The following is a 21,972-nucleotide window of genomic DNA, read 5'->3' on the forward strand; positions in this document are numbered from 1 at the left end:
TGAAACGTCCCTGCACTAGCGTCGCAACCTCTGGACCAGGCGCCCCGCCGGCTTGAGCGGCGGAGCGGTGTCGAGTCGTGGGGGACCGCGATCCCCCCTGTCGGTCGTGAGTGACCGGCGCGCATCCTTTCGTGTCGACAAGAGGAGCCCCCCGCCGCTCGGCGCCTCTGACGTTGCGCCCCCGTGCGCGCCGGTGATTCCCGCGGCGGTCCCGGGAATTCCAGCACAGTGCCGGATGCTGCAACAAGGGCAATGGATAAGGCTGTGATGCGCGTGACGCTCAGTGCGGACTTTATTACGGGACGTAGAAAGCCATGTCGGCGATAACGGACTTTCGCGTACGAATCGAACGGCGCAATCGAGTGTCCGGCTAGCGATGATCAAGAGCGGAACGTCAGGTTCGGGTATGCGATGTCCGTTTAGCGCGATTAGGCAACTGTCTTCTATGTCGCATTTGCCTGATCGTTCGTGAGCAATATCACATACTGGCGGCGACTTTTCCTGCGAATCGATGGGCAAGGCCGCCTCTAGCCTGACGCTTTACACAGCCGGAACGAACGACAAGAGCGAGGCGTACACCCCAGTGAAGACGACGATGATGTTCCGCTCCATGGCCAACCCGCGGCGCACCACCCTGGCCCATGTCAAGGACGTCCAAGAGCTCAAGGACGCCAAGGACATCGCCACGGACATCGAGGACACCGGCGCGCCCGAGGAGCAGCCGGAGCAGCGCGTCGATCTGCCCAACCGGACCGCGAACCCCAAGCGCACCGTGCTGACCGAGGCCCCGGGCAACTGACTCCCCGGGCCGTGGTGGGCGCCACCACCGGCGGCAGGCGGGACGGCGGCGCGCGGGACGCGGAGCGATAGCCTGGAGCGTCAGTCTCCAGCGAGTTCAGTCAGGAGCCAAGGCTTCCCGTGCGCATCGCCAGATTCTCCATCGACGGCAACGTCGCCTTCGGCGTGGTGGAGGGCGAACCGTCCGATCCGGACGGCCCCGTCATCGACATCATCAAGGGCCACCCCTTCGCCGAATTCGAGCGCTCGGGCCAGAAGGTCCCCCTGAGCAAGGTCCGGCTGCTGCCGCCCGTCCTGCCGAACAAGGTCGTCGGAATCGGGCGCAACTACGCCGAGCACGCGGCGGAGCTAGGCAACGAGGTCCCCGACGTCCCGGTCGTCTTCTTCAAGCCGTCCACCTCCGTGGTCGGCCCCGGCGACCCCGTCGCGTACCCCTCCTTCTCCTCCGAGGTGCACTACGAGGCCGAGCTGGCCGTGGTCATCGGACGGATGTGCCGCGAGGTTCCGCGTGACCGCGTCCAGGACGTCATCCTCGGCTACACCTGCGGCAACGACATCACGGCCCGCGACGCCCAGCGGCGCGAGAAGCAGTGGGCGCGGGCCAAGGGCTTCGACACGTCCTGCCCGCTCGGCCCCTGGGTGGAGACCGATATCGACCTGACGCGCGCGGGCGACCTCGGCATCATGTGCACCGTCAACGGTGAGCAGCGTCAGCTCGGCCGTACGAGCGAGATGGTGCGCCCGATCGAGGATCTGATCGTGCACATCACCGAGGCGATGACGCTGCTCCCCGGCGACGTCGTGCTCACCGGCACTCCGGCGGGCGTCGGCCCGCTCTCCGTCGGCGACGAGGTCGCCGTCACCATCGAAGGCATCGGCACTCTCACCAACAAGGTGATCAAGCGTGGCTAGCGCACCCTCCTCCGCCCCCGTGCGGGTTCGTTTCTGTCCCTCGCCGACCGGCAACCCCCATGTCGGCCTGGTCCGCACGGCCCTGTTCAACTGGGCCTTCGCCCGTCACCACGGCGGCACCCTGGTGTTCCGCATCGAGGACACCGACGCCGCGCGCGACTCCGAGGAGTCCTACACCCAGCTGCTGGACGCCATGCGCTGGCTGGGCTTCGACTGGGACGAGGGCCCCGAGATCGGCGGTCCGCACGCCCCCTACCGCCAGTCGCAGCGGATGGACCTCTACCGCGAGGTCGCGGAGAAGCTGCTGGAGGCGGGCCACGCCTACCGCTGCTACTGCACCGCCGAGGAGCTGGAGGAGCGCCGCGAGGCGGCCCGCAAGGCCGGCCGGCCCTCCGGCTACGACGGGAAGTGCCGCACCCTGACCGCCGAGCGGATCGCGGGGTACGAGGCCGAGGGGCGCGTCTCGATCGTGCGCTTCCGGATGCCGGACGAGCCGATCACCTTCACCGATCTGGTGCGCGGTGAGCTGACCTTCGCCCCCGAGAACGTCACGGACTACGGGATCGTGCGGGCCAACGGCGCGCCCCTCTACACGCTCGTCAACCCCGTCGACGACGCGCTGATGGAGATCACGCACGTACTGCGCGGCGAGGATCTGCTCTCCTCCACCCCGCGGCAGATCGCGCTCTACCGCGCGCTCGCCGAGATCGGTGTGGGCGGCGGTCAGGTGCCCGCCTTCGGACATCTGCCGTACGTCATGGGCGAGGGCAACAAGAAGCTCTCCAAGCGTGACCCCCAGTCGTCGCTGAACCTCTACCGGGAGCGCGGCTTCCTCCCCGAGGGGCTGCTCAACTACCTCTCCCTGCTGGGCTGGTCGCTCTCCTCCGACCGGGACGTCTTCTCGCTGGAGGAGATGGTCGAGGCGTTCGACATCTCGGCGGTGAACGCCAACCCGGCGCGCTTCGACCTCAAGAAGGCCGAGGCGATCAACGCGGACCACATCCGGCTGCTGGACGTGAAGGCGTTCATCGAGGCCTGCGAGCCCTGGCTGAGGGCCCCGCACGCGCCGTGGGCCCCGGAGGCCTTCGACGCGGCCGCCTTCGAGGCGCTGGCCCCGCTGGCCCAGACCCGGCTGACCGTTCTGTCCGACATCACCGCGAACGTGGACTTCCTCTTCCTCGACGAGCCGGTGGCCGACGAGGCGTCCTGGACCAAGGCGATGAAGCCGGGCGCGGACGCGCTCCTGGCCTCGGTCCGCACCCGGCTCGCCGAGGCGGACTGGAACGCCGAGACCCTGAAGGCCGCGGTCCTCGCGGCCGGCGAGGAGCACGGTCTGAAGCTGGGCAAGGCCCAGGCGCCGCTGCGGGTCGCGGTCACCGGTCGCACGGTCGGACTGCCGCTGTTCGAGTCCCTGGAGGTCCTGGGCCGTGAGCGCACGCTGACCCGGGTCGACGCGGCGCTGGCGAAGCTGGCCGGATAGGGGGGCGTGAGGCGCCGCCCGCGCCCGCGAGGCGGCGCCACTCGCGGTGATACTCGTTTTGGTGGCCCGTCCACCATCGGGTAATGTTCTTCCTGCGCCGGACGGGCCGCCGAGAGGTCGGACCGGAGACGCAAACCAAACAAAACCCCTTACGAGGGTGGCGTTTTGGTGGGGTATGGTGTAATTGGCAGCACGAGTGATTCTGGTTCACTTAGTCTAGGTTCGAGTCCTGGTACCCCAGCAGGAGATCTCCCGGGTGTCCGGTGGATCTCTTGATCAAAGCAGGACCAAGCCCCCGTTGTGTAGCGGCCTAGCACGCTGCCCTCTCAAGGCAGTAGCGCCGGTTCGAATCCGGTCGGGGGTACGGATCTCTTCGCGAGACGGAGATCGCTAGAGCCCCCGTTGTGTAGCGGCCTAGCACGCCGCCCTCTCAAGGCGGTAGCGCCGGTTCGAATCCGGTCGGGGGTACTGGTCTATACCATGGGCTATGGTGTAATTGGCAGCACGAGTGATTCTGGTTCATTTAGTCTAGGTTCGAGTCCTGGTAGCCCAGCGCAGCACCTGTGCTGATTCAGGCCCCCGTTGTGTAGCGGCCTAGCACGCCGCCCTCTCAAGGCGGTAGCGCCGGTTCGAATCCGGTCGGGGGTACGGAAGGTAAGCCCTCCGCGGTGATCGCGGGGGGCTTTTCCGCGCGTCGTCATTCCTTGATGCGGCGGCCGGACTCCTCGGTCTGGGCCAGGCGTCGCAAGCTGAGCAGCACCGGCTCGTACAGCACGGTCAGCGCGACCGCCGCCTCGATCCGTTCGGAGAGGGTGCTGTACTTCTCGATGACATCCAGCTCCTCGACGGCCAGTTGGGACGCCAGCCGGGCGTACGGCAGCAGGTGGTCGGTGTCGTGCGGGTAACCGAGGCGGGCCAGCGAGGCCACGGATTCGATCAGCGTCCGGTACGCCGGGGAGGCGTCGCCGATTTCCCGGCCGTAGCTCCAGTCGAGCCGGTCCAGCAGGGCGTCCACATGCTGCCGGGCGCGCACCGTCTCCGGTGTTTCCTCTGCGGGCTCCGGGCCGTGCGGCAGTCCGAAGATGGCGGCGCCCATTCGCATGTGCTCGCTTAGCGACTCGTCCTCGGCGGCCTCCAGCACCTCGCGCGCGGTGGCCACCGGCATCCGGCCCACCTGGATCAGTGCCCGCACCAGCCGCAGTCTGCGCAGGTGCTCCTCGCCGTACTCGGACTGGGTGGCGGTGATCCGCTCGCCCTGCTGTAGCAGCCGTTCGCGTAGGTAGTACTTGATCGTCGCGGTGGACACCCCGCTGCGCTCGCTCAGCTCCGCCAGTCGCATCCCTCTTGCACCTTCCATGGGAGAGTGGCACTATCCAACGGTCGGGTAGTGCTGCTATCCAAGCTTATCGCCGAGCCCGGAACGAGGGGATCACTATGGGTGTCAGGCCGATCGAGGGTCGTATGACCGCCGAGGCCGAGGGGGAGGTCACCGTCTTCCTGATCGGCATGCGCGTCAACCGCTTCCGCGCGCTGCGGAGCTGGTGGCCGGTCTTCACCGCGATGCCGCGCATGCTGCGCGAGCTGTCGCGGGACGCGGAGAGCGGATTGCTGGCTCACCAGGTGCTGGTCGGTCCGCCCCGGATGCTGTACGTCGTCCAGTACTGGAGCTCGCACGAGAAACTGCTGGAGTACGCGGCGGCTCAGGACGCGGAGCACCGTCCCGCCTGGGCGGCGTTCAACCGGCGGATGCGAGAGGGTAAGGGCAAGGTCGGCTTCTGGCATGAGACCTATGTGGTGCCGACGGGGGCGCATGAGGCTATCTACTACAACATGCCGGCGTTCGGCCTGGCCAAGGCTACCGGGGTCGTCCCGGTCGGCCGCCGCGGAGAGCGCGCGGCCGACCGGCTGTCGCTGTAGTAAGGGGGCGCCATGGGCGCCGTAAGGCGCCCATCAGTTTCCTCGGCGGAGGGCGTCCGTCAGGCGGGCCGCCGCGTCGATGACCGCCTGGGCGTGCATGCGGCCCGGGTGGCGGGTCAGCCGCTCGATCGGTCCGGAGACCGAGACGGCGGCGACCACGCGGTTGGACGGGCCGCGAACGGGCGCGGAGACGGACGCCACGCCGGGTTCCCGCTCGCCGATCGACTGGGCCCAGCCCCGCCGCCGTACGCCCGACAGGGCCGTGGCGGTGAAGCGGGCTCCCTGGAGCCCACGGTGCAGCCGCTCGGGCTCCTCCCAGGCCATCAGCACCTGGGCGGCCGAGCCGGCCTTCATGGGGAGCGTGGAGCCGACCGGCACGGTGTCCCGCAGTCCGGACAGCCGCTCGGCCGCCGCGACACAGATGCGCATGTCTCCCTGGCGCCGGTAGAGCTGCGCGCTCTCGCCGGTCACGTCCCGGAGATGGGTGAGTACGGGCCCGGCCGTGGCGAGCAGCCGGTCCTCGCCCGCGGCCGCCGCCAGCTCGGCCAGGCGGGGGCCCAGAATGAAGCGCCCCTGCATATCACGTGCCACCATCCGGTGGTGCTCGAGTGCCACCGCCAGCCGGTGTGCCGTCGGGCGGGCGAGGCCGGTCGCCCCGACCAGCCCGGCGAGGGTGGCCGGACCGGACTCCAGGGCGCTCAGAACCAGAGCCGCCTTGTCGAGAACGCCGACACCGCTAGTGTTGTCCATGGGACGATACTCACGTCTCACACTGTGAAACGCAAGTTCAATTTCCGGGGATACCCGCCACCCTGTAAATGGCGGGCCCGCGGACCAGGGCACGCACTCGACTCGAGTTTGGGCCGGCACTGGCGCCGGCCGGAGGGAAAGCGATGGGACGGACACTCGCGGAGAAGGTCTGGGACGACCATGTCGTCCGGCGCGCCGAAGGCGAGCCTGACCTGCTCTTCATCGATCTGCATCTGCTGCACGAGGTGACCAGCCCGCAGGCGTTCGACGGCCTGCGCAAGGCCGGCCGCACGGTCCGTCGTACCGATCTCACCCTCGCGACCGAGGACCACAACACCCCCACCCTCGACATCGACAAACCGATCGCGGACCCCGTTTCGCGCGCCCAGTTGGAGACGCTGCGCAAGAACTGCGCGGAGTTCGGCGTCCGGCTGCACCCGCTCGGCGATGTCGAGCAGGGCGTCGTCCACGTGGTGGGACCGCAGCTGGGACTGACCCAGCCGGGGACGACCGTGGTCTGCGGTGACAGCCACACCTCCACCCACGGCGCCTTCGGCGCGCTCGCGTTCGGCATCGGCACCAGCCAGGTCGAGCATGTGCTGGCGACGCAGACGCTGCCGCTCGCGCCGTTCAAGACCATGGCGATCACCGTCGAGGGCGAGCTGCCCGAGAGCGTCACCGCCAAGGACCTGATCCTGGCGATCATCGCCAAGATCGGCACCGGCGGCGGCCAGGGCTATGTGATCGAGTACCGCGGCCCGGCCATCGAGAAACTCTCGATGGAGGCCCGGATGACCGTGTGCAACATGTCCATCGAGGCGGGCGCCCGCGCGGGCATGATCGCCCCGGACGAGACCACCTTCGCCTATCTGGAGGGCCGCCCGCACGCCCCCCAGGGCGCCGACTGGGACGCGGCCGTCGCGTACTGGCGCACCCTGCGCAGTGATGACGACGCGGTCTTCGACCGTGAGGTCGTCATCGACGCCTCCGAACTCGCCCCGTTCGTCACCTGGGGCACCAACCCGGGCCAGGGCGCGCCGCTGTCGGAGTCGGTCCCGGACCCGGCCTCCTTCGAGGACGCCAGCGAGAGCTACGCCGCCGAGAAGGCCCTGGAATACATGGGCCTGACGGCCGGTCAGCCGCTGCGCGACATCAAGGTGGACACGGTCTTCGTCGGCTCCTGCACCAACGGGCGCATCGAGGACCTCCGCTCCGCCGCCTCGGTGCTGTCCGGCCGCGCGGTGGCCGACGGCGTACGGATGTTGGTGGTCCCCGGTTCGGTGCGGGTCGCACTCCAGGCCGTCGAGGAGGGGCTGGACAAGGTGTTCACCGCGGCGGGGGCCGAATGGCGGCACGCGGGCTGCTCGATGTGCCTGGGCATGAACCCCGACCAGCTCGCGCCCGGTGAGCGGTCGGCGTCCACGTCCAACCGCAACTTCGAGGGCCGGCAGGGCAAGGGCGGCCGGACCCACCTGGTCTCGCCGCAGGTCGCCGCCGCCACCGCGGTGCTGGGCCATCTGGCCTCGCCCGCCGACCTGTCCGACGCCGCCGTATCGACTCCCGTGGGGGCCTGAGCAGTCATGGAAGCATTCACCACGCACACCGGCCGGGCCGTCCCGCTGCGCCGCAGCAACGTGGACACGGACCAGATCATCCCGGCGCACTGGCTCAAGAAGGTCACCCGCGACGGCTTCGAGGACGGCCTCTTCGAGGCGTGGCGCAAGGACCCGGAGTTCGTGCTCAACAAGGCCGAGCACAAGGGCGGAACCGTTCTGGTCGCCGGGCCCGACTTCGGCACCGGCTCCTCGCGCGAGCACGCGGTGTGGGCGTTGCAGAACTACGGCTTCAAGGCCGTCGTCTCGTCCCGCTTCGCCGACATCTTCCGGGGCAACTCCCTCAAGAACGGGTTGCTGACCGTCGTCCTGCCGCAGGAGACCGTGGACCGGCTGTGGAAGCTGGTCGAGGCGGACCCCACCGCGGAGGTCACCGTGGACCTCGTCGAGCGCCAGGTCCGGGCCGAGGGCATCACGGCTGATTTTGAGCTTGACGAGAATGCTCGGTGGCGACTCCTGGAGGGTCTGGACGACATCAGCCTCACCCTCAGGGAGGAGGATTCGATCGCTTCGTACGAGGCGCGTCGCCCCTCCTTCAAGCCCAGCACCGTGGAGGTCTGACCCCCCGGTTCTCCCTGTACAGAGCGGGTTTGGCAAGATGCGCCGCCGGTCCTCGGACCGGCGGCGCATCGGCATGTTGAGGCCCCGTGAAGCGACAACTCGCCTCAGATGGCACAATCAGTGCATGGAACGCGACGGCCAACTCGAGCTCTACGGCATCGTCGCCGACCGGCTCAAGGAAGCGCACGCAAAGGTGCGCGCACTGCAAGTCCCGGAGGGCGTACGGATGGCGCTGTCCCGGAAGCTGCTGGTCATCACCTCAGCGGCGAAACACGATCTCGCAGACGCGGCAAAGCGCCTGGAGCGGTTGATGAACGACCTCGACGAGGGGCGTTTCCCCCAAGATCCCGACACCGACGGAAGTCCGTGACGATCGAGTACGTTGCGGCACAAGGGTGATTAGCCCGTTTCGTGTTTGATTTGCGGTATATATCTGCCTAACGTGCGAAAAGGCTTGAACACATTGATTCCGGCAATGTCTCCGAAGGGGAAGACGTGAACAAGGCGCAGCTCGTAGAAGCGATTGCCGACAAGGTCGGCGGCCGTCAGCAGGCCGCCGATGCCGTAGACGCCGTCCTGGACGCCATCGTCCGGGCGGTCGTCTCCGGGGAGCGAGTTTCGGTCACTGGATTCGGTTCGTTCGAGAAGGTGGAGCGGCCCGCCCGGTACGCCCGTAACCCCCAGACCGGGGAGCGCGTGCGGGTCAAGAAGACCTCGGTGCCCCGCTTCCGTCCCGGCCAGGGCTTCAAGGATCTGGTGAGCGGCTCCAAGAAGCTCCCGCGCGGCGGCGAGGTCGCCGTGAAGAAGGCTCCCAAGGGCAGTCTCCAGGTGGCGGCGAAGAAGGCCGCGGCCAAGAAGGCGGCCGCCAAGAAGGCTCCTGCGAAGAAGGCTCCCGCGAAGAAGGTGACGGCCAAGAAGGCCCCCGCGAAGGCCGCGGCCAAGAAGGCCCCCGCCAAGAAGACAACAGCCAAGAAGGCTCCCGCCAAGGCCACCGCGAAGAAGGCCCCGGCGCGCAAGACGAGTGCCCGTAAGACCACCGCGAAGAAGACCACCGCCAGGAAGCGCTAGCCGGCGGCGCTCAGGCGCCCCACCGCATCCGCGCCGGGCCGGGCTCCCCGAGGGAGCCCGGCCCGCGGTGCTGTCGGAGCCCGGGGTCCCAGGGGTCCGTACGCGGAAACCTCCGTGGCGCTCGGTTTCGTCCGCCGGGCCCGGAACCCTACGGCGCTCAGAACGTTTGGAGCGTGACGAAGACGACCCGGCGCTGCTCGCCCTCGCCTTCCACCTCGATCCGCACCCGCTGCCCCGGGCGCAGCATCCGCAGCCCCCCGGCGTCGAAGGCCGCGGTGTCGAACGGCAGCGGGGTTCCGTCGTCCAGCAGCACGCTGCCGGCGCGGGTCTCGGGGTCGTACGTATAGGCGGTTCCCTGCATGTCCGCCAGCCTAGCCCTGGTGTGGGCGCCCACGCCCAGGGCCACCGCCGCGCGCAGGTCCCCGGCCGTGTCCACGTCGCGCCGCACCGAGTCCACCCCCGCCAGTTCGATCTCCCGCGCCCCCGACGCCCGGTGCCGGTCCCGCGACGGACCCCCGAAGGCGGGCGCCAGCTCGGCGCCGGGCGCCGCCGAGAGCAGCGTGGTGCCCACCCCCGCGGCGTCCGCCAGGAAGGCGCGTGAGAAGCCGGAGGCGGCCTCGAGCACCAGGTCGAGCTCCACCGTCCGCAGCGCCGGGAGATCGGCGTTGAGGGCCGCCACGGCGGCCTCGGGGCGCTCCCCGCGGACCGCGCGGGCGCCGTGCGCCAGTGCCGCGTTCAGTCCGCGCCCCGGGGAGTCGGGCAGGATCCGGGCGCCGAGGGCCGACAGCTCACGTCCGGCGAGCGGGTCGTCGGTGACGACGGTCACCCCCCGCACCCATCGGCTCGCCAGCGCCGCGCCCACCGTGTCCTGGGCGAACGCGAGGGCGAGCGAGGCCCGGGGGCCGTCCCCCGCGGCGTCGGAGAGCCTGGTCTTGGCCCGCGTCAAGGGCTTCAGCGGCACCACGAGGGTCCAGGTCACAGGGGCTCCGTTTCTTCCCACGGGCCTCATTCTGACCTGCTGCCCGGCTCGCCGAAGACGTGCGGGGTTACGGTGTCCTCGACAGACGGGGTGCCTGGAGCGACACTTGTGCGGCCGCCAGGGCGGCAGCAAGCCAGCAGGTCAGCAGGGTCCAAGAGAGGATGTTCCGAGTGTCCGGCCGCAGAATCGGCTTCTGGTACCGCATGGCAGCGGTCTTGTGCAAACCGCCGCTGGTGGTTCTGTTCAAGCGGGACTGGCACGGAATGGAGCACATTCCCGCCGACGGTGGATTTATCACCGCGATCAATCACAACTCGTATCTCGACCCGCTCTCCTACGCGCACTTCCAGTACAACACCGGAAGGGTGCCGCGCTTCCTCGCCAAGGCCGCCCTCTTCAGAGGCGGCTTCGTGGGCACCATGCTCCGCGGCACCGGCCAGATCCCCGTCTACCGCGAGTCCACCGACGCCGCCAACGCCTTCCGGTCCGCCGTGGACGCCATCAACAAGGGGGAGTGCGTGGCCTTCTACCCCGAGGGCACCCTCACCCGCGACCCGGAGATGTGGCCCATGCGCGGGAAGACCGGCGCCGCGCGGGTCGCCCTGCTCACCAAGGCCCCGGTCATCCCCGTCGCCCAGTGGGGGGCCAACGAGGCCGTGCCGCCGTACGCCAAGGAGAAGCGGGTCCGCCTCTTCCCCCGTAAGACGCTCAAGGTGCACGCCGGCCCGCCGGTGGACCTGTCCGAGTTCTACGGCCAGGAGCCCACCGCCGAGGTCCTCAGGGCGGCCACCGACACCATCATGGACGCCATCACCGAGCTCCTCTCCGAGGTGCGCGGCGAGCCGGCGCCCGTTCAGAGGTACGACCGGCCCACCCGGTCCAGCACCGACGGCCCGCCGCTCCCGCTGGCCGATGAGGAGAGCAAGTGACGCGCTGCGCCGTCTTCGGCACCGGCTCCTGGGGCACCGCCTTCGCGATGGTGCTCGCCGACGCGGGGTGCGAGGTGACGCTGTGGGGGCGCCGGCCCGGTGTCGTCGAGGCCATCAACACCGGCCGCGGCAATCCCGACTACTTCCCCGGGGTGCGGCTCCCCGACGGTCTGCGCGCCACCACCGACCCGGCCGAGGCCGCCGCCGGCGCGGAGTTCACCGTCTTCTCCGTGCCCTCCCAGACGCTGCGCGGCAACCTCACCGACTGGGCCCCGCTGCTGGCCGCCGACACGGTGCTGGTCTCCCTGATGAAGGGCGTCGAACTCGGCACGGCCAAGCGGATGAGCGAGGTCGTCCAGGAGGTCGCCAAGGCGCCCGCGGAGCGCGTCGCGGTGCTCACCGGGCCCAACCTCGCCAAGGAGATCGCCGCCCGGCAGCCCGCCGCCGCCGTGGTGGCCTGCCCCGACGAGGGCGTGGCCCGCCGCCTCCAGAGCGCCTGCCACACCGCGTACTTCCGCCCGTACACCAATACCGACGTGGTCGGCTGCGAGCTGGGCGGCGCGGTGAAGAACGTCATCGCGCTGGCCGTGGGCATCGCCGACGGCATGGGCCTCGGCGACAACACCAAGGCGTCGCTCATCACCCGCGGCCTCGCCGAAACGACCCGGCTGGGCCTGGCGATGGGCGCCGACGCGCACACCTTCGCGGGCCTGGCGGGCATGGGCGACCTCGTCGCCACCTGCTCCTCCCCGCTCTCCCGCAACCACACCTTCGGCACCAACCTGGGCCGCGGGATGACACTGGAGGAGACCATCGCGGTCACCAAGCAGACCGCGGAGGGCGTCAAGTCGTGCGAGTCGGTGCTGGATCTCGCCCGCCGCCACGACGTCGACATGCCCATCACCGAAACCGTCGTCGAGATCGTGCACGACGGCAAACAGCCCCTTGTCGCACTCAAAGAGCTGATGTCCCGCAGCGCCAAGGCCGAGCGGCACTGACGCCACGCGGACCGCAAGGTAACCTCAACGCGATATGAGCAGCCAGACCCCTTCCTCAAGCCCTGTTCCGGCTTCCTCCGGAGGCGAGCGGCGGAAGCCGCGCGTCGCCGTCGTCTTCGGCGGCCGCAGCTCCGAGCACGCGATCTCGGTGGTCACCGCGGGCGCCGTGCTGCGCGCCATCGACCGCGAGAAGTACGACGTGCTGCCGATCGGCATCACCACGGACGGCCGTTGGGCGCTGACCGCCGACGAGCCCGACCGGATGGCCATCGCCAACCGCGAGCTGCCCAGCGTCGAACGGCTCGCCGAGTCCAGCGAGGGCTCGGTCGTCCTCCCGGTCGACCCGGGGAACCGCGAGGTCGTCTACAGCGAGCCGGGGGCGGTGCCCAAGGCGCTGGGCGACGTCGACGTGGTCTTCCCCATGCTGCACGGGCCGTACGGCGAGGACGGCACCCTCCAGGGGCTGCTGGAGCTGTCCGGGGTGCCGTACGTGGGCGCCGGGGTGCTCGCCTCCGCCGTGGGCATGGACAAGGAGTACATGAAGCGGGTGTTCGTCTCCTTCGGGCTGCCCGTCGGCCCGTACGAGGTGATCCGCCCCCGGGCCTGGGAGCGGGAACCTTCCGCCGCCCGCCGGCGGATCGTGGAGTTCGCCGAGGAGCACGGCTGGCCGCTCTTCGTGAAGCCCGCGCGCGCCGGCTCGTCCTTCGGCATCAGCAAGGTCGAGGGCCCGGCGGACCTGGACGCGGCCGTCGAGGAGGCCAGGCGCCACGACCCGAAGGTCATCGTGGAGGCGCTGCTGCGCGGCCGTGAGATCGAGTGCGGGGTGCTGGAGTACGAGGACGGGCCGCGCGCCAGCGTGCCCGCCGAGATCCCGCCGGTCTCCTCCCACGCCTTCTACGACTTCGAGGCGAAGTACATCGACGCGGCGGACGGCATCGTGCGCGCGCCGCTCACCGAGGAGCAGACCCGCCGGGTCCAGGAGCTCGCGGTGGCCGCCTTCGAGGCGGCGTCCTGCGAGGGGCTTGTACGGGCCGACTTCTTCCTGCTGGACAGCGGTGAGTTCGTGATCAACGAGATCAACACCATGCCCGGCTTCACCCCGATCTCGATGTACCCGCGCATGTGGCAGGAGAGCGGCGTGAGCTACCCCGAGCTGGTGGACCGGCTGCTGGAGGCCGCGCTGCGCCGCTCGACGGGGCTGCGCTAACCGACCGGCCGCGCCAGCCGCACGGGGCCGCGCCAGCCGCACGGGGCCGCGCCAGTCGCACCGGGCCGGGCTAGGCCACGCCCTTCGGGACCGTCTCCTTGACGGCGCGGGCGAGGTCGAGCAGGGGGTTGATCTCGGGGGAGTACTTCCCGGGCACGGTCACCTCGACATAGGCCCGGCGCAGTACGGTGGTGAAGCGGTAGCCGTCCTTGCGCTTCTCCGGGAGCCACTCGACGCCGTTCACCTCGGCCGAGTCGGTCTTGGAGCCCATCGCCTCCGGCCGGGGGACCCCGCAGCGCAGCTGCACGGCGGGGTCTCCCCACACGGCTGTGTAGTCCGAGGCGGGCTCGGCGGTGCCCCGCTTCAGCCCGTTCACGGCGTCGGGCAGTTCCTTGTGCAGCGCCCGGCATATCGCGGCCGCCTGTGGGGCCGGAGTGGGAACCGCGGGCGCCTTGGTGTCGTCGGAATCCCCGGTGAAGGAGCAACCGGCCACCGGCACCAGGGCCAGGGCCACCGCGGTGGACAGCGGAACGAGCCGTCGGGCGAGACTACGGTGTGCGGAATTCACCGGCCGATCATACGGGGGAGCTAGAGATGGACGACCGGGCAGGTCAGGGTACGGGTGATCCCCTCCACTTGCTGGACTTTCGCGACCACCATGCGGCCGAGCTCATCGACCGTGTCGGCCTGGGCCCGCACGATCACGTCGTAGGGGCCCGTCACGTCCTCCGCCTGTATCACCCCGGGGAGCTTGGCGATGACGTCGGCCACGGTCGAGGCCCTGCCGACCTCGGTCTGGATCAGGATGTACGCCTGTACCACGGAACCTCCAGGGCGGCTACGAGGATCATGTGGAAAGAAGGGACGCCACGGTACCGCGTCGCCATGCGGCGCGGGGAGACCCGCGCGGGGAGCGCGGCGCGGCGGAAAGCGGTCACGAGTACGAAGGGGCGATGGGATGAAGGGCACCGTGGGCGAGTTGGGGGAGTTCGGGCTCATCAGAGAGCTCACATCCCGGCTCACCACCACCCCGGCGGTGAGGTTGGGGCCCGGTGACGATGCCGCGGTCGTGGCCGCGCCCGACCGGAGGGTCGTGGCCAGTACGGACATCCTGCTGGAGGGCAGGCACTTCCGCCGGGACTGGTCCACCGCCTATGACGTCGGCCGTAAGGCCGCGGCCCAGAACCTGGCCGACATCGCGGCCATGGGCGCCGTGCCGACGGCCCTGCTGCTCGGCCTGGTGGTCCCCGCCGATCTGCCGGTGACCTGGCCGGCCGAGCTGATGGACGGCATCCGCGACGAATGCCAGGTCGCGGGCGCGGCCGTGGTGGGCGGTGACGTCGTGCGCGGGGACACCATCACCGTCTCCATCACCGCACTGGGCGATCTGCGCAACCACGATCCGGTCACCCGATCCGGTGCCCAGCCCGGCGACGTCGTCGCCGTCACCGGGTGGCTGGGCTGGTCGGCGGCCGGACACGCGGTGCTCTCGCGCGGCTTCCGCTCGCCGCGGGCCTTCGTCGAGGCGCACCGGCGGCCGGAGCCGCCGTACCACGCCGGTCCCGCCGCCGCCGGGCTGGGCGCGACCGCGATGACCGATGTGAGCGACGGGCTGGTGGCCGACCTCGGGCATATCGCTGAGGCCAGCAAGGTCCGCATCGACCTGCGCTCGGCGGACATCGACGTCCCCTCGCAGATGTCGGACATCGGGCAGGCGGTGGGCGTCGATCCGCTCCAGTGGGTGCTCAGCGGGGGAGAGGACCACGCCATCGTGGCCACCTTCCCGCCCGACGCCAAGCTGCCGGCCCGCTGGAAGGTGATCGGCGAGGTGCTCAACCCCTCTGCGCTGCCCCAGGTGACGGTGGACGGAGCTCCCTGGGCACACGGGGGCTGGGACCACTTCGGCGACGGTAAGGGCGCCGAGTGACGGTGATGTGCGACCGTAAGGGCGCCGAGTGACGTTGCCGGGTGACGGTATGGGCGCCGAGCGACCGTAAGGACGCCCTGGGGGACGTTCGGGGGTGCCGGGGCGCCGAGTAGATTCGGTGCCATGGCTCTACCTCCCCGCCTCCCCCGCCCCGCCCATGACGGCTCGGTGCCCGTGCGCGTCCTCACCGTCGCCGGATCGGACTCCGGCGGCGGTGCGGGCATCCAGGCCGACCTGAAGACCATGCTGGCCCTGGGCGCCCACGGCATGAGCGTGATCACCGCGGTGACGGCGCAGAACTCCCTGGGCGTCCAGGGCGCCTGGGAGCTGCCCGCCGAGGCCGTACGGGCCCAGTTCCGCAGTGTGGCCGACGACATCGGCGTCCAGGCGGTCAAGACCGGCATGCTGGCGACCGCCGAACTGGTCGAGACCGTCGCCGCGCTGCTCGCGGACGTCACCGCCCCGGTGGTCGTCGATCCGGTCGGCGTCTCCAAGCACGGTGACCCGCTGCTGGCCACCGAGGCGCTGGACGCGGTCCGTACGAAGCTGCTGCCGACCGCGACCGTCGCCACACCCAACCTGGACGAGGTGGCCCAGCTCACGGGCGTCCGCGTGGAGTCGGAGGACGACCAGCGGCGGGCGGCCGGGGCGGTGCTGGGCCACGGCCCGCGGTGGGCGCTGATCAAGGGTGGCCATCTGCCCGGCGGCGACGCGGTGGATCTGCTCACCGACGGCGCCGAGGAGCACTGGCTGCGCGCGCCGCGCCAGGACAACCGCCATACGCACGGCACGGGGTGCACCCTGGCCGCGGCCATCGCCACGTATCTGGCGGGTGGCTACGAGGTCCCCGAGGCCGTCACGGCGGCCAAGGACTACGTCACGGGCGCCATCGCGGCGGGCTTCCCCCTGGGCACGGGCATCGGCCCGGTCGACCATGGGTGGTTGTCGGAGGGGACCGGCTGAGGGCACGCGAAAGGCCGGTCCACGCCATAGGTGGACCGGCCTGGGCGTACCGGTATCCCGCTTGCGCGGGGAGGCCGTGCGACTAGACGACTAGCGCGAAACCTTGCCGGCCTTGATACACGAGGTGCAGACGTTGAGCCGCTTCGGGGTGCGACCGACCACAGCGCGCACCGTCTGGATGTTGGGGTTCCAACGACGGCGGGTGCGGCGGTGCGAGTGCGAGATGTTGTTGCCGAAGCCCGGCCCCTTGCCGCAGACGTCGCAGTTGGCAGCCACGGGTTACTCCAAAGACGGGTCAACCTCGCTTCTCGCGAGGAGACAGGACACTGAACGGATGCCCCGGGCGTTGACTGAATCGTGGAGGATCCGGCGGCGCCTGGGGGGAATGGCCCGATTCGCATCGGGCAACCGGAGCAGCATACAACGGCCACTCCCGTACAACGAAACTATCATGGCTGCCCCGGCACCCGCCGAGGGCGGCGGCTACCCTGCGATGACGCGATGCCCACCCCGCCCCAGCAGCCTCCGAGGAGGATCTTTCGTGCCGCACACGCTCGATGCCGATGCGGTACGGACCTGGTGCGGGCTCGCCCTCGACGCGCTGGGCCGGGCCCGTGCGGACATCGACGCGATCAACGTCTATCCGGTCGCGGACGGAGACACCGGCACCAATCTGTATCTGACCGTCGAGTCCGCCGCACGGGCCGTGGACGCCGCCTTCGACGGCCACGCGACCTCGGCCGCCGTGTCCCGTCCCACCCTCGCCGATGTGGTGCGCGCCATGGCCCATGGCGCGCTGATCGGCGCGCGGGGCAACTCCGGCACGATCCTGGCGCAGCTGCTGCGCGGTATGGCGGACGTCCTGGCGGACGGCACGCCTGACGGGAACCCGGGCGCAGGCGAGGCGGACGGGAACCCGGGCGCAGGCGAGGCGGACGGGCTGCGGCGGGCGCTGCGGCGCGCGGTCGACCTCGCCTACCTGGCCGTCGCGCACCCCGTCGAAGGCACCGTCCTTACGGTCGCCGTGGCCGCCGCGGAGAGCGCGGAGCGCGCCACGGGCGACGTCGCCACGGTGGCCCGCGCCGCGTACGAGGGCGCCCGTGCGGCGCTCCAGGCCACCCCCGGACAGCTCGACGTCCTCGCCCGCGCGGGGGTGGTCGACGCGGGCGGCTACGGCCTGGTGACGGTCCTGGGCGGGCTCGCCCAGGCCCTGTCGGGCGAGGCCCCCGCGGCGCTCGCCCCGGCCCGCCCCGGCCGTGACGCCCTGGCGCCCACCGGGACCGGCGGGCAGGATCTGGCGGGCTGCTCCGCCGACGGCGCCCCGGACGGCGGGCCCGCCTTCGAGGTGATCTACCTCCTGGAGGCCGGCGACACGGCCGTGACGGCCCTGAGGGAGCGGCTGGACGCCCTCGGCGACTCCCTGGTGGTCGTCGGCGGCGACGGCCTGTGGAACGTCCACGTCCATGTGGACGACGCGGGGGCGGCCGTGGAGGCGGGCATCCAGGCCGGGCGCCCGTACCGCATCCGGATCACCCATTTCGACGGCGCCGCCGTCCGTAAGGCGGGCTCGGGCGGTCCGGACCGCCCGAGCCCGGCCATCGTGCTGCCGGACCAGTCCGGCGCCCAGGCCCCCACGGGCGGCGTGCGCGCCGAGCGCGCGCCCCGAGCCGTGGTCGCGGTCGTCCCCGGCGACGGGCTGGCCGCGCTGTGCGCCGAGGCGGGCGCGACCGCGGTCGCCACCCGCCCCGGGGAGCCGCCCGCCAGCGGTGAGCTGGTGGACGCGGTCCGCCGGGCCCACGCCCGGGAGGTCGTACTGCTGCCGAACGACACCGAGCTGCACCACACGGCGGCCGCGGCCGCGGCCCAGGCCCGCGCCGAGGGCGTACGGGCCGCGGTGATCCCCACCCGCTCCGCCGTCCAGGGCATCGCCGCGCTCGCCGTCCACGAGCCGGGCCGCAGCTTCGACGAGGACGTGGTCGCCATGACCTCGGCCGCGGGCGCCACCCGCTACGCGGAGCTGGCCGTCGCCGAGCGCCAGTCCTGGACCATGGCCGGGGTGTGCCAGGCCGGGGACGTCCTGGGCATGATCGACGGCGATGTGGCGGTGATCGGCTCGGAGCTGGCCGCGACCGCCGAGACGGTGCTGGACCGGATGCTGGCGTCGGGCGGTGAGATGGTCACGCTGGTACTCGGCGCGGACCTTCCGGACGAGGTCGCCGAACGGCTGGAGCGGCATGTGCGGGAGGGGCACTTCGCCGTCGACACGGTCGTCTACCGCGGCGGTCAGCCCACCGCGCCGCTGATCATAGGCATCGAATGAGCCCGGCGGCCGATCCCCGGGCCGCCCCGCCGAGATCACCCCGCCGGAATCACCCCGCTCGTCATCCCCGATTGTCACCCCCGTGGTGTGCAATGGACGGGTGCCCGTGCTGGATGAACCCCTGAAGAAGGTCCTGGGCGGCAACACCGCGAAGGTGATGGCCGACCATCTCGACCTGCACACCGTCGGCGACCTGCTGCACCACTACCCGCGGCGGTACGCGGAGCGCGGTGAGCTGACCCGGCTGTCCGACCTGCCCCTGGACGAGCATGTGACCGTGGTGGCGCAGGTCGCCGACGCCCGGGTGCACACGTTCAACGGCGGCCGGGGCCGGCGGCTGGAGGTCACCATCACCGACGGCAGCGGCCGTCTCCAGCTGGTCTTCTTCGGCAAGGGCGTCCACAAGCCGCGTACGGAGCTCCAGCCCGGCACCCGCGCGATGTTCGCCGGGAAGGTCTCGGTCTTCAACCGCAAGCGGCAGCTGGCCCACCCGGAGTTCAAGACGCTGGGCGCGGGGAGCGGCGCGGAGGCCGTGGAGGCGTTCGCCAATCAGCTGCTGCCGCTGTACCCGGCGTGCAAGCAGATGGAGTCCTGGCAGATCCAGCAGGCCGTCGACACCGTGCTCGGCCCGGCCGGTCACGAGGAGTCCGCGCTGGCCGGGCTGATCGACCCGCTGCCCGAGAGCCTGCGCGAGGGCCGGGGGCTGGCCACGCTCCCCGAGGCGCTGCGCAAGATCCACCGGCCGGGCACCAAGGCCGATATCGCGACGGCCCGGGACCGGCTGAAGTGGGACGAGGCGTTCGTCCTCCAGGTGGCGCTCGCCCGGCGGCGGCAGGCCGACGCCCAGCTGCCCGCCGCGCCCCGCAAGCCCGCCCCGGACGGGCTGCTGACCGCCTTCGACGCCCGGCTGCCGTTCACCCTCACCGAGGGCCAGCGCAAGGTCAGCGAGGAGATCTTCGCCGACCTCGCCACCGACCACCCCATGCACCGGCTGCTCCAGGGGGAGGTCGGCTCGGGCAAGACCATGGTCGCGCTGCGCGCGATGCTCGGCGTCGTGGACGCCGGGGGACAGGCGGCGATGCTCGCGCCCACGGAGGTGCTCGCCCAGCAGCACCACCGCTCGATCACCGAGATGATGGGGGAGCTGGCGGAGGGGGGAATGCTGGGCGGTGCGGAGCAGGGCACCAAGGTGGTGCTGCTCACCGGCTCCATGGGTGCCGCGGCCCGCCGTCAGGCGCTGCTGGACCTGGTCACCGGCGAGGCCGGGATCGTGATCGGCACCCATGCCCTGATCGAGGACAAGGTCCAGTTCCACGATCTCGGCCTGGTGGTCGTGGACGAACAGCACCGCTTCGGGGTCGAGCAGCGCGACGCCCTGCGCTCCAAGGGCAAGCAGCCCCCGCATCTGCTGGTGATGACGGCCACGCCGATCCCGCGCACCGTCGCCATGACCGTCTTCGGCGACCTGGAGACCTCCGTCCTGGACCAGCTGCCCTCGGGCCGCTCCCCGATCGCCTCCCATGTGGTGCCCGCCAAGGACAAGCCGCACTTCCTGGCCCGCGCCTGGGAGCGGGTGCGCGAGGAGGTGGCCGCCGGTCACCAGGGCTATGTGGTGTGCCCCCGGATCGGGGACGAGGAGGACGAGTCCAAGGCGGCGAAGGAGAAGTCCGCCGAGGACGAGGCCGAGAAGCGCCCGCCGCTGGCCGTCGTGGACGTCGCCGAGCAGCTCGTCAAGGGCCCGCTGAGCGATCTGCGGGTGGAGGTGCTGCACGGGCGGATGCAGCCCGAGGCCAAGGACGAGGTGATGCGCCGCTTCGCCGCGGGCGAGGTGGACGTCCTGGTCGCCACGACCGTCATCGAGGTCGGTGTGAACGTGCCGAACGCCACCGCCATGGTGATCATGGACGCCGACCGGTTCGGCGTCTCCCAGCTGCACCAGCTGCGCGGCCGCGTCGGCCGGGGCGCGGCCGCCGGGCTGTGTCTGCTGGTGACCGACATGCCCGAGGGCAGCCCCGCCCGGGCGCGGCTGGGCGCGGTCGCGGCCACGTTCGACGGCTTCGAGCTGTCCCGGATCGACCTGGAGCAGCGCCGGGAGGGCGATGTGCTCGGCCAGGCCCAGTCCGGGGTCCGCTCCTCGCTGCGGGTGCTCGCCGTCATCGACGACGAGGAGGTCATCGCGGCGGCCCGGGAGGAGGCGGCCGCGATCGTGGCCGCCGATCCGGAGCTGACCGGATACCCGCAGCTGCGCACCGCGCTGGACGCCCTGCTGGACAAGGAGCGCGCGGAGTTCCTCGACAAGGGCTGAGAGCCCGCGGGGAGCGCCCGGCCCCCGCCCGCCCCGGTACGCCATATCGTGGAGATGCGGCGGCTCCGCCCGGAAGGGCACCCGGCGCCGCTGCCCCGACCACCGCGAAGGACGGCCCCCACCCATGACCCGCGTGATCGCCGGAGCGGCCGGCGGCCGCCGCCTGGCCGTGCCGCCGGGAAACGGCACCCGACCCACCTCGGACCGGGCGCGCGAGGGCCTGTTCTCCACCTGGGAGTCGCTGCTCGGCTCGCTGGACGGCGCCCGCGTCCTGGACCTGTACGGCGGCTCCGGCGCGGTCGGCCTGGAGGCGCTGTCCCGCGGCGCCGCCCACACGCTGCTGGTCGAATCCGACCCGCGGGCGGCCCGCACGATCCGCCAGAACGTCCGCGCCCTCGGTCTGCCCGGCGCGGAGCTGCGCACCGGCAAGGCCGAACAGACCATCGCCGGACAGGCCCCCGTCACCGGCCCGTACGACGTCGTTTTCCTGGATCCGCCCTACGCGGTCACCGACGGCCAACTCCGCGAGATCCTCCTCACACTCCTGGGGAAGGGCTGGCTAGCGCCCGAAGCGCTGGCCACCGTTGAGCGGAGCACACGAGGTGGGGAGTTCGTGTGGCCTGCCGGATTCGAGGGGCTCAGGGCCCGTCGCTACGGGGAGGGCACGCTTTGGTACGGTCGCGCCGCCTCGACGTGCGAGAACGCGTCATGACCGGACCCGAGAGCGAGGAACTTCCGTTGCGCCGCGCAGTCTGTCCGGGGTCGTTCGACCCCGTCACCAATGGACACCTCGACATCATCGCCCGTGCCTCCAAGCTCTATGACGTCGTGCACGTCGCCGTGATGATCAACAAGTCGAAGCAGGGCCTGTTCACGGTGGACGAGCGGATCGACCTCCTCCGCAAGACCACCGAGGAGTACGGAAACGTTCAGGTGGAGGCGTTCCACGGCCTCCTGGTGGACTTCTGCAAGCAGCGGGACATCCCCGCGATCGTCAAGGGGCTGCGGGCCGTCAGCGACTTCGACTACGAGTTGCAGATGGCCCAGATGAACAACGGACTCTCCGGCGTGGAGACGCTGTTCGTGCCCACCAACCCCACCTACAGCTTCCTCTCCTCCAGCCTGGTCAAGGAGGTCGCGGCGTGGGGCGGCGACGTCTCCCACCTGGTGCCCCCGTTGGTCCTGGAGGCGCTCGCCGAGCGGCTCGGCCGGAAGTAGCGGCTGACGGGGCGTCAGTGGCTGTCC

The 21,972-nt window shown here is 71.0% G+C and carries 22 protein-coding genes, 5 tRNA genes and 1 pseudogene; 22 read left to right on the top strand and 6 right to left on the bottom strand.

Translation table 11 applies throughout. From position 1 onward, the window contains the following. The first annotated feature begins 511 nt into the window (after positions 1-511). From ACJX2R_RS35550 to ACJX2R_RS35585, 8 genes are all read left to right on the top strand, one after another. Complete coding sequence (locus ACJX2R_RS35550; RefSeq protein WP_413103442.1) at positions 512-799, top strand: hypothetical protein; 288 nt, start codon at positions 512-514, stop codon at positions 797-799. Positions 800-918: 119 nt separating this feature from the next. Next, the gene (locus tag ACJX2R_RS35555; RefSeq protein WP_020868197.1) at positions 919-1,710 is read left to right on the top strand and encodes a fumarylacetoacetate hydrolase family protein; all 792 of its coding nucleotides are present in this window, start codon (positions 919-921) and stop codon (positions 1,708-1,710) included. Beyond that, complete coding sequence (gltX, locus tag ACJX2R_RS35560; protein ID WP_413103443.1) at positions 1,703-3,190, top strand: glutamate--tRNA ligase; 1,488 nt, start codon at positions 1,703-1,705, stop codon at positions 3,188-3,190. The genes ACJX2R_RS35555 and gltX overlap by 8 nt, the downstream gene beginning before the upstream one ends. 169 nt (positions 3,191-3,359) lie before the next feature. Then, positions 3,360-3,431: transfer RNA gene (locus tag ACJX2R_RS35565), tRNA-Gln, on the top strand. A gap of 50 nt (positions 3,432-3,481) precedes the next feature. Next, positions 3,482-3,554: transfer RNA gene (locus ACJX2R_RS35570), tRNA-Glu, on the top strand. Between the two features lie 31 nt (positions 3,555-3,585). Then, positions 3,586-3,658: transfer RNA gene (locus ACJX2R_RS35575), tRNA-Glu, on the top strand. 13 nt (positions 3,659-3,671) lie between these two features. Next, positions 3,672-3,743, top strand: a tRNA-Gln gene (locus ACJX2R_RS35580). A 22-nt stretch (positions 3,744-3,765) separates the two neighbouring features. Continuing rightward, positions 3,766-3,838: transfer RNA gene (locus ACJX2R_RS35585), tRNA-Glu, on the top strand. Between the two features lie 49 nt (positions 3,839-3,887). Here ACJX2R_RS35585 and ACJX2R_RS35590 read toward each other — a convergent pair. Then, positions 3,888-4,529 carry a MerR family transcriptional regulator gene (locus ACJX2R_RS35590; RefSeq protein ID WP_262703871.1) on the bottom strand — a complete coding sequence of 214 codons (642 nt, stop codon included), beginning with the start codon at positions 4,527-4,529 and terminating at the stop codon, positions 3,888-3,890. A gap of 95 nt (positions 4,530-4,624) precedes the next feature. Here ACJX2R_RS35590 and ACJX2R_RS35595 point away from each other — a divergent pair, with 95 nt between their 5' ends. After that, a complete protein-coding gene (locus ACJX2R_RS35595) occupies positions 4,625-5,107 on the top strand; it encodes a DUF4188 domain-containing protein (RefSeq protein WP_413103444.1) in 483 nt (160 codons plus the stop codon). Between the two features lie 33 nt (positions 5,108-5,140). On the opposite strand, the gene ndgR is transcribed toward ACJX2R_RS35595, so the two are convergent. Further along, positions 5,141-5,857 carry an IclR family transcriptional regulator NdgR gene (ndgR, locus tag ACJX2R_RS35600; RefSeq protein ID WP_030834082.1) on the bottom strand — a complete coding sequence of 239 codons (717 nt, stop codon included), beginning with the start codon at positions 5,855-5,857 and terminating at the stop codon, positions 5,141-5,143. 143 nt (positions 5,858-6,000) lie between these two features. Here ndgR and leuC point away from each other — a divergent pair, with 143 nt between their 5' ends. The 4 genes from leuC to ACJX2R_RS35620 all read left to right on the top strand — a co-directional run bounded on the left by leuC (position 6,001) and on the right by ACJX2R_RS35620 (position 9,099). Then, positions 6,001-7,431, top strand: coding sequence for a 3-isopropylmalate dehydratase large subunit (gene leuC, locus ACJX2R_RS35605; protein WP_413103445.1), 1,431 nt, complete (start codon positions 6,001-6,003; stop codon positions 7,429-7,431). A gap of 6 nt (positions 7,432-7,437) precedes the next feature. Then, positions 7,438-8,031, top strand: coding sequence for a 3-isopropylmalate dehydratase small subunit (gene leuD / locus ACJX2R_RS35610; protein ID WP_262703874.1), 594 nt, complete (start codon positions 7,438-7,440; stop codon positions 8,029-8,031). Positions 8,032-8,155: 124 nt separating this feature from the next. Further along, positions 8,156-8,401, top strand: a complete 246-nt coding sequence (locus ACJX2R_RS35615) for a hypothetical protein (RefSeq protein WP_020868190.1) — start codon at positions 8,156-8,158, stop codon at positions 8,399-8,401. Between the two features lie 125 nt (positions 8,402-8,526). After that, a complete protein-coding gene (locus ACJX2R_RS35620) occupies positions 8,527-9,099 on the top strand; it encodes an HU family DNA-binding protein (protein ID WP_413103446.1) in 573 nt (190 codons plus the stop codon). Positions 9,100-9,463: 364 nt separating this feature from the next. Here ACJX2R_RS35620 and cofC read toward each other — a convergent pair. Continuing rightward, positions 9,464-10,078, bottom strand: a pseudogene (gene cofC / locus ACJX2R_RS35625) (2-phospho-L-lactate guanylyltransferase); the annotation flags it as partial. Between the two features lie 170 nt (positions 10,079-10,248). On the opposite strand from cofC, the gene ACJX2R_RS35630 reads away from it, so the two are divergent. Genes ACJX2R_RS35630 through ACJX2R_RS35640 form a run of 3 tightly spaced genes read left to right on the top strand, consistent with a single transcriptional unit; the run spans position 10,249 to position 13,212 of the window. Then, positions 10,249-11,007 carry a lysophospholipid acyltransferase family protein gene (locus ACJX2R_RS35630; RefSeq protein ID WP_262703876.1) on the top strand — a complete coding sequence of 253 codons (759 nt, stop codon included), beginning with the start codon at positions 10,249-10,251 and terminating at the stop codon, positions 11,005-11,007. Continuing rightward, the gene (locus ACJX2R_RS35635) at positions 11,004-12,005 is read left to right on the top strand and encodes an NAD(P)H-dependent glycerol-3-phosphate dehydrogenase (RefSeq protein WP_413103447.1); all 1,002 of its coding nucleotides are present in this window, start codon (positions 11,004-11,006) and stop codon (positions 12,003-12,005) included. Before ACJX2R_RS35630 ends, ACJX2R_RS35635 begins: the two co-directional genes overlap by 4 nt. Positions 12,006-12,039: 34 nt before the next feature. Beyond that, on the top strand, positions 12,040-13,212 hold the full coding sequence (locus ACJX2R_RS35640) for a D-alanine--D-alanine ligase family protein (RefSeq protein ID WP_413103448.1): 1,173 nt from the start codon (positions 12,040-12,042) through the stop codon (positions 13,210-13,212). Between the two features lie 70 nt (positions 13,213-13,282). Here ACJX2R_RS35640 and ACJX2R_RS35645 read toward each other — a convergent pair whose 3' ends face one another. After that, positions 13,283-13,780 carry a DUF3515 domain-containing protein gene (locus tag ACJX2R_RS35645; RefSeq protein ID WP_413103449.1) on the bottom strand — a complete coding sequence of 166 codons (498 nt, stop codon included), beginning with the start codon at positions 13,778-13,780 and terminating at the stop codon, positions 13,283-13,285. A gap of 20 nt (positions 13,781-13,800) precedes the next feature. Beyond that, positions 13,801-14,034, bottom strand: a complete 234-nt coding sequence (locus ACJX2R_RS35650; RefSeq protein ID WP_037948554.1) for an Lrp/AsnC family transcriptional regulator — start codon at positions 14,032-14,034, stop codon at positions 13,801-13,803. 136 nt (positions 14,035-14,170) lie between these two features. Between ACJX2R_RS35650 and ACJX2R_RS35655 the strand changes: the two genes are divergently transcribed. Together ACJX2R_RS35655 and thiD are read left to right on the top strand one after the other, a co-directional pair. Beyond that, positions 14,171-15,139: a thiamine-phosphate kinase gene (locus tag ACJX2R_RS35655; protein WP_020868182.1), complete on the top strand. Its 969-nt coding sequence runs from the start codon at positions 14,171-14,173 to the stop codon at positions 15,137-15,139. A gap of 123 nt (positions 15,140-15,262) precedes the next feature. After that, on the top strand, positions 15,263-16,102 hold the full coding sequence (gene thiD, locus ACJX2R_RS35660; RefSeq protein WP_413103450.1) for a bifunctional hydroxymethylpyrimidine kinase/phosphomethylpyrimidine kinase: 840 nt from the start codon (positions 15,263-15,265) through the stop codon (positions 16,100-16,102). A 90-nt stretch (positions 16,103-16,192) separates the two neighbouring features. Here thiD and rpmB read toward each other — a convergent pair whose 3' ends face one another. Beyond that, positions 16,193-16,378 carry a 50S ribosomal protein L28 gene (gene rpmB / locus ACJX2R_RS35665; protein WP_009714771.1) on the bottom strand — a complete coding sequence of 62 codons (186 nt, stop codon included), beginning with the start codon at positions 16,376-16,378 and terminating at the stop codon, positions 16,193-16,195. Between the two features lie 265 nt (positions 16,379-16,643). Between rpmB and ACJX2R_RS35670 the strand changes: the two genes are divergently transcribed. The 4 genes from ACJX2R_RS35670 (at position 16,644) to coaD (ending at position 21,945) form a co-directional block, all read left to right on the top strand. Continuing rightward, on the top strand, positions 16,644-18,422 hold the full coding sequence (locus tag ACJX2R_RS35670; protein ID WP_413103451.1) for a DAK2 domain-containing protein: 1,779 nt from the start codon (positions 16,644-16,646) through the stop codon (positions 18,420-18,422). Between the two features lie 157 nt (positions 18,423-18,579). Continuing rightward, a complete protein-coding gene (gene recG, locus ACJX2R_RS35675; protein ID WP_413106020.1) occupies positions 18,580-20,727 on the top strand; it encodes an ATP-dependent DNA helicase RecG in 2,148 nt (715 codons plus the stop codon). 124 nt (positions 20,728-20,851) lie between these two features. After that, positions 20,852-21,439, top strand: coding sequence for a 16S rRNA (guanine(966)-N(2))-methyltransferase RsmD (rsmD, locus tag ACJX2R_RS35680; RefSeq protein ID WP_413103452.1), 588 nt, complete (start codon positions 20,852-20,854; stop codon positions 21,437-21,439). After that, entirely contained in the window at positions 21,436-21,945 is a 510-nt protein-coding gene (gene coaD, locus ACJX2R_RS35685) for a pantetheine-phosphate adenylyltransferase (protein ID WP_182470741.1), read from the top strand. Before rsmD ends, coaD begins: the two co-directional genes overlap by 4 nt. Positions 21,946-21,972: the final 27 nt, after the last annotated feature.

Source organism: Streptomyces sp. Inha503 (assembly GCF_047215865.1).
GTDB lineage: Bacteria > Actinomycetota > Actinomycetes > Streptomycetales > Streptomycetaceae > Streptomyces > Streptomyces lycopersici.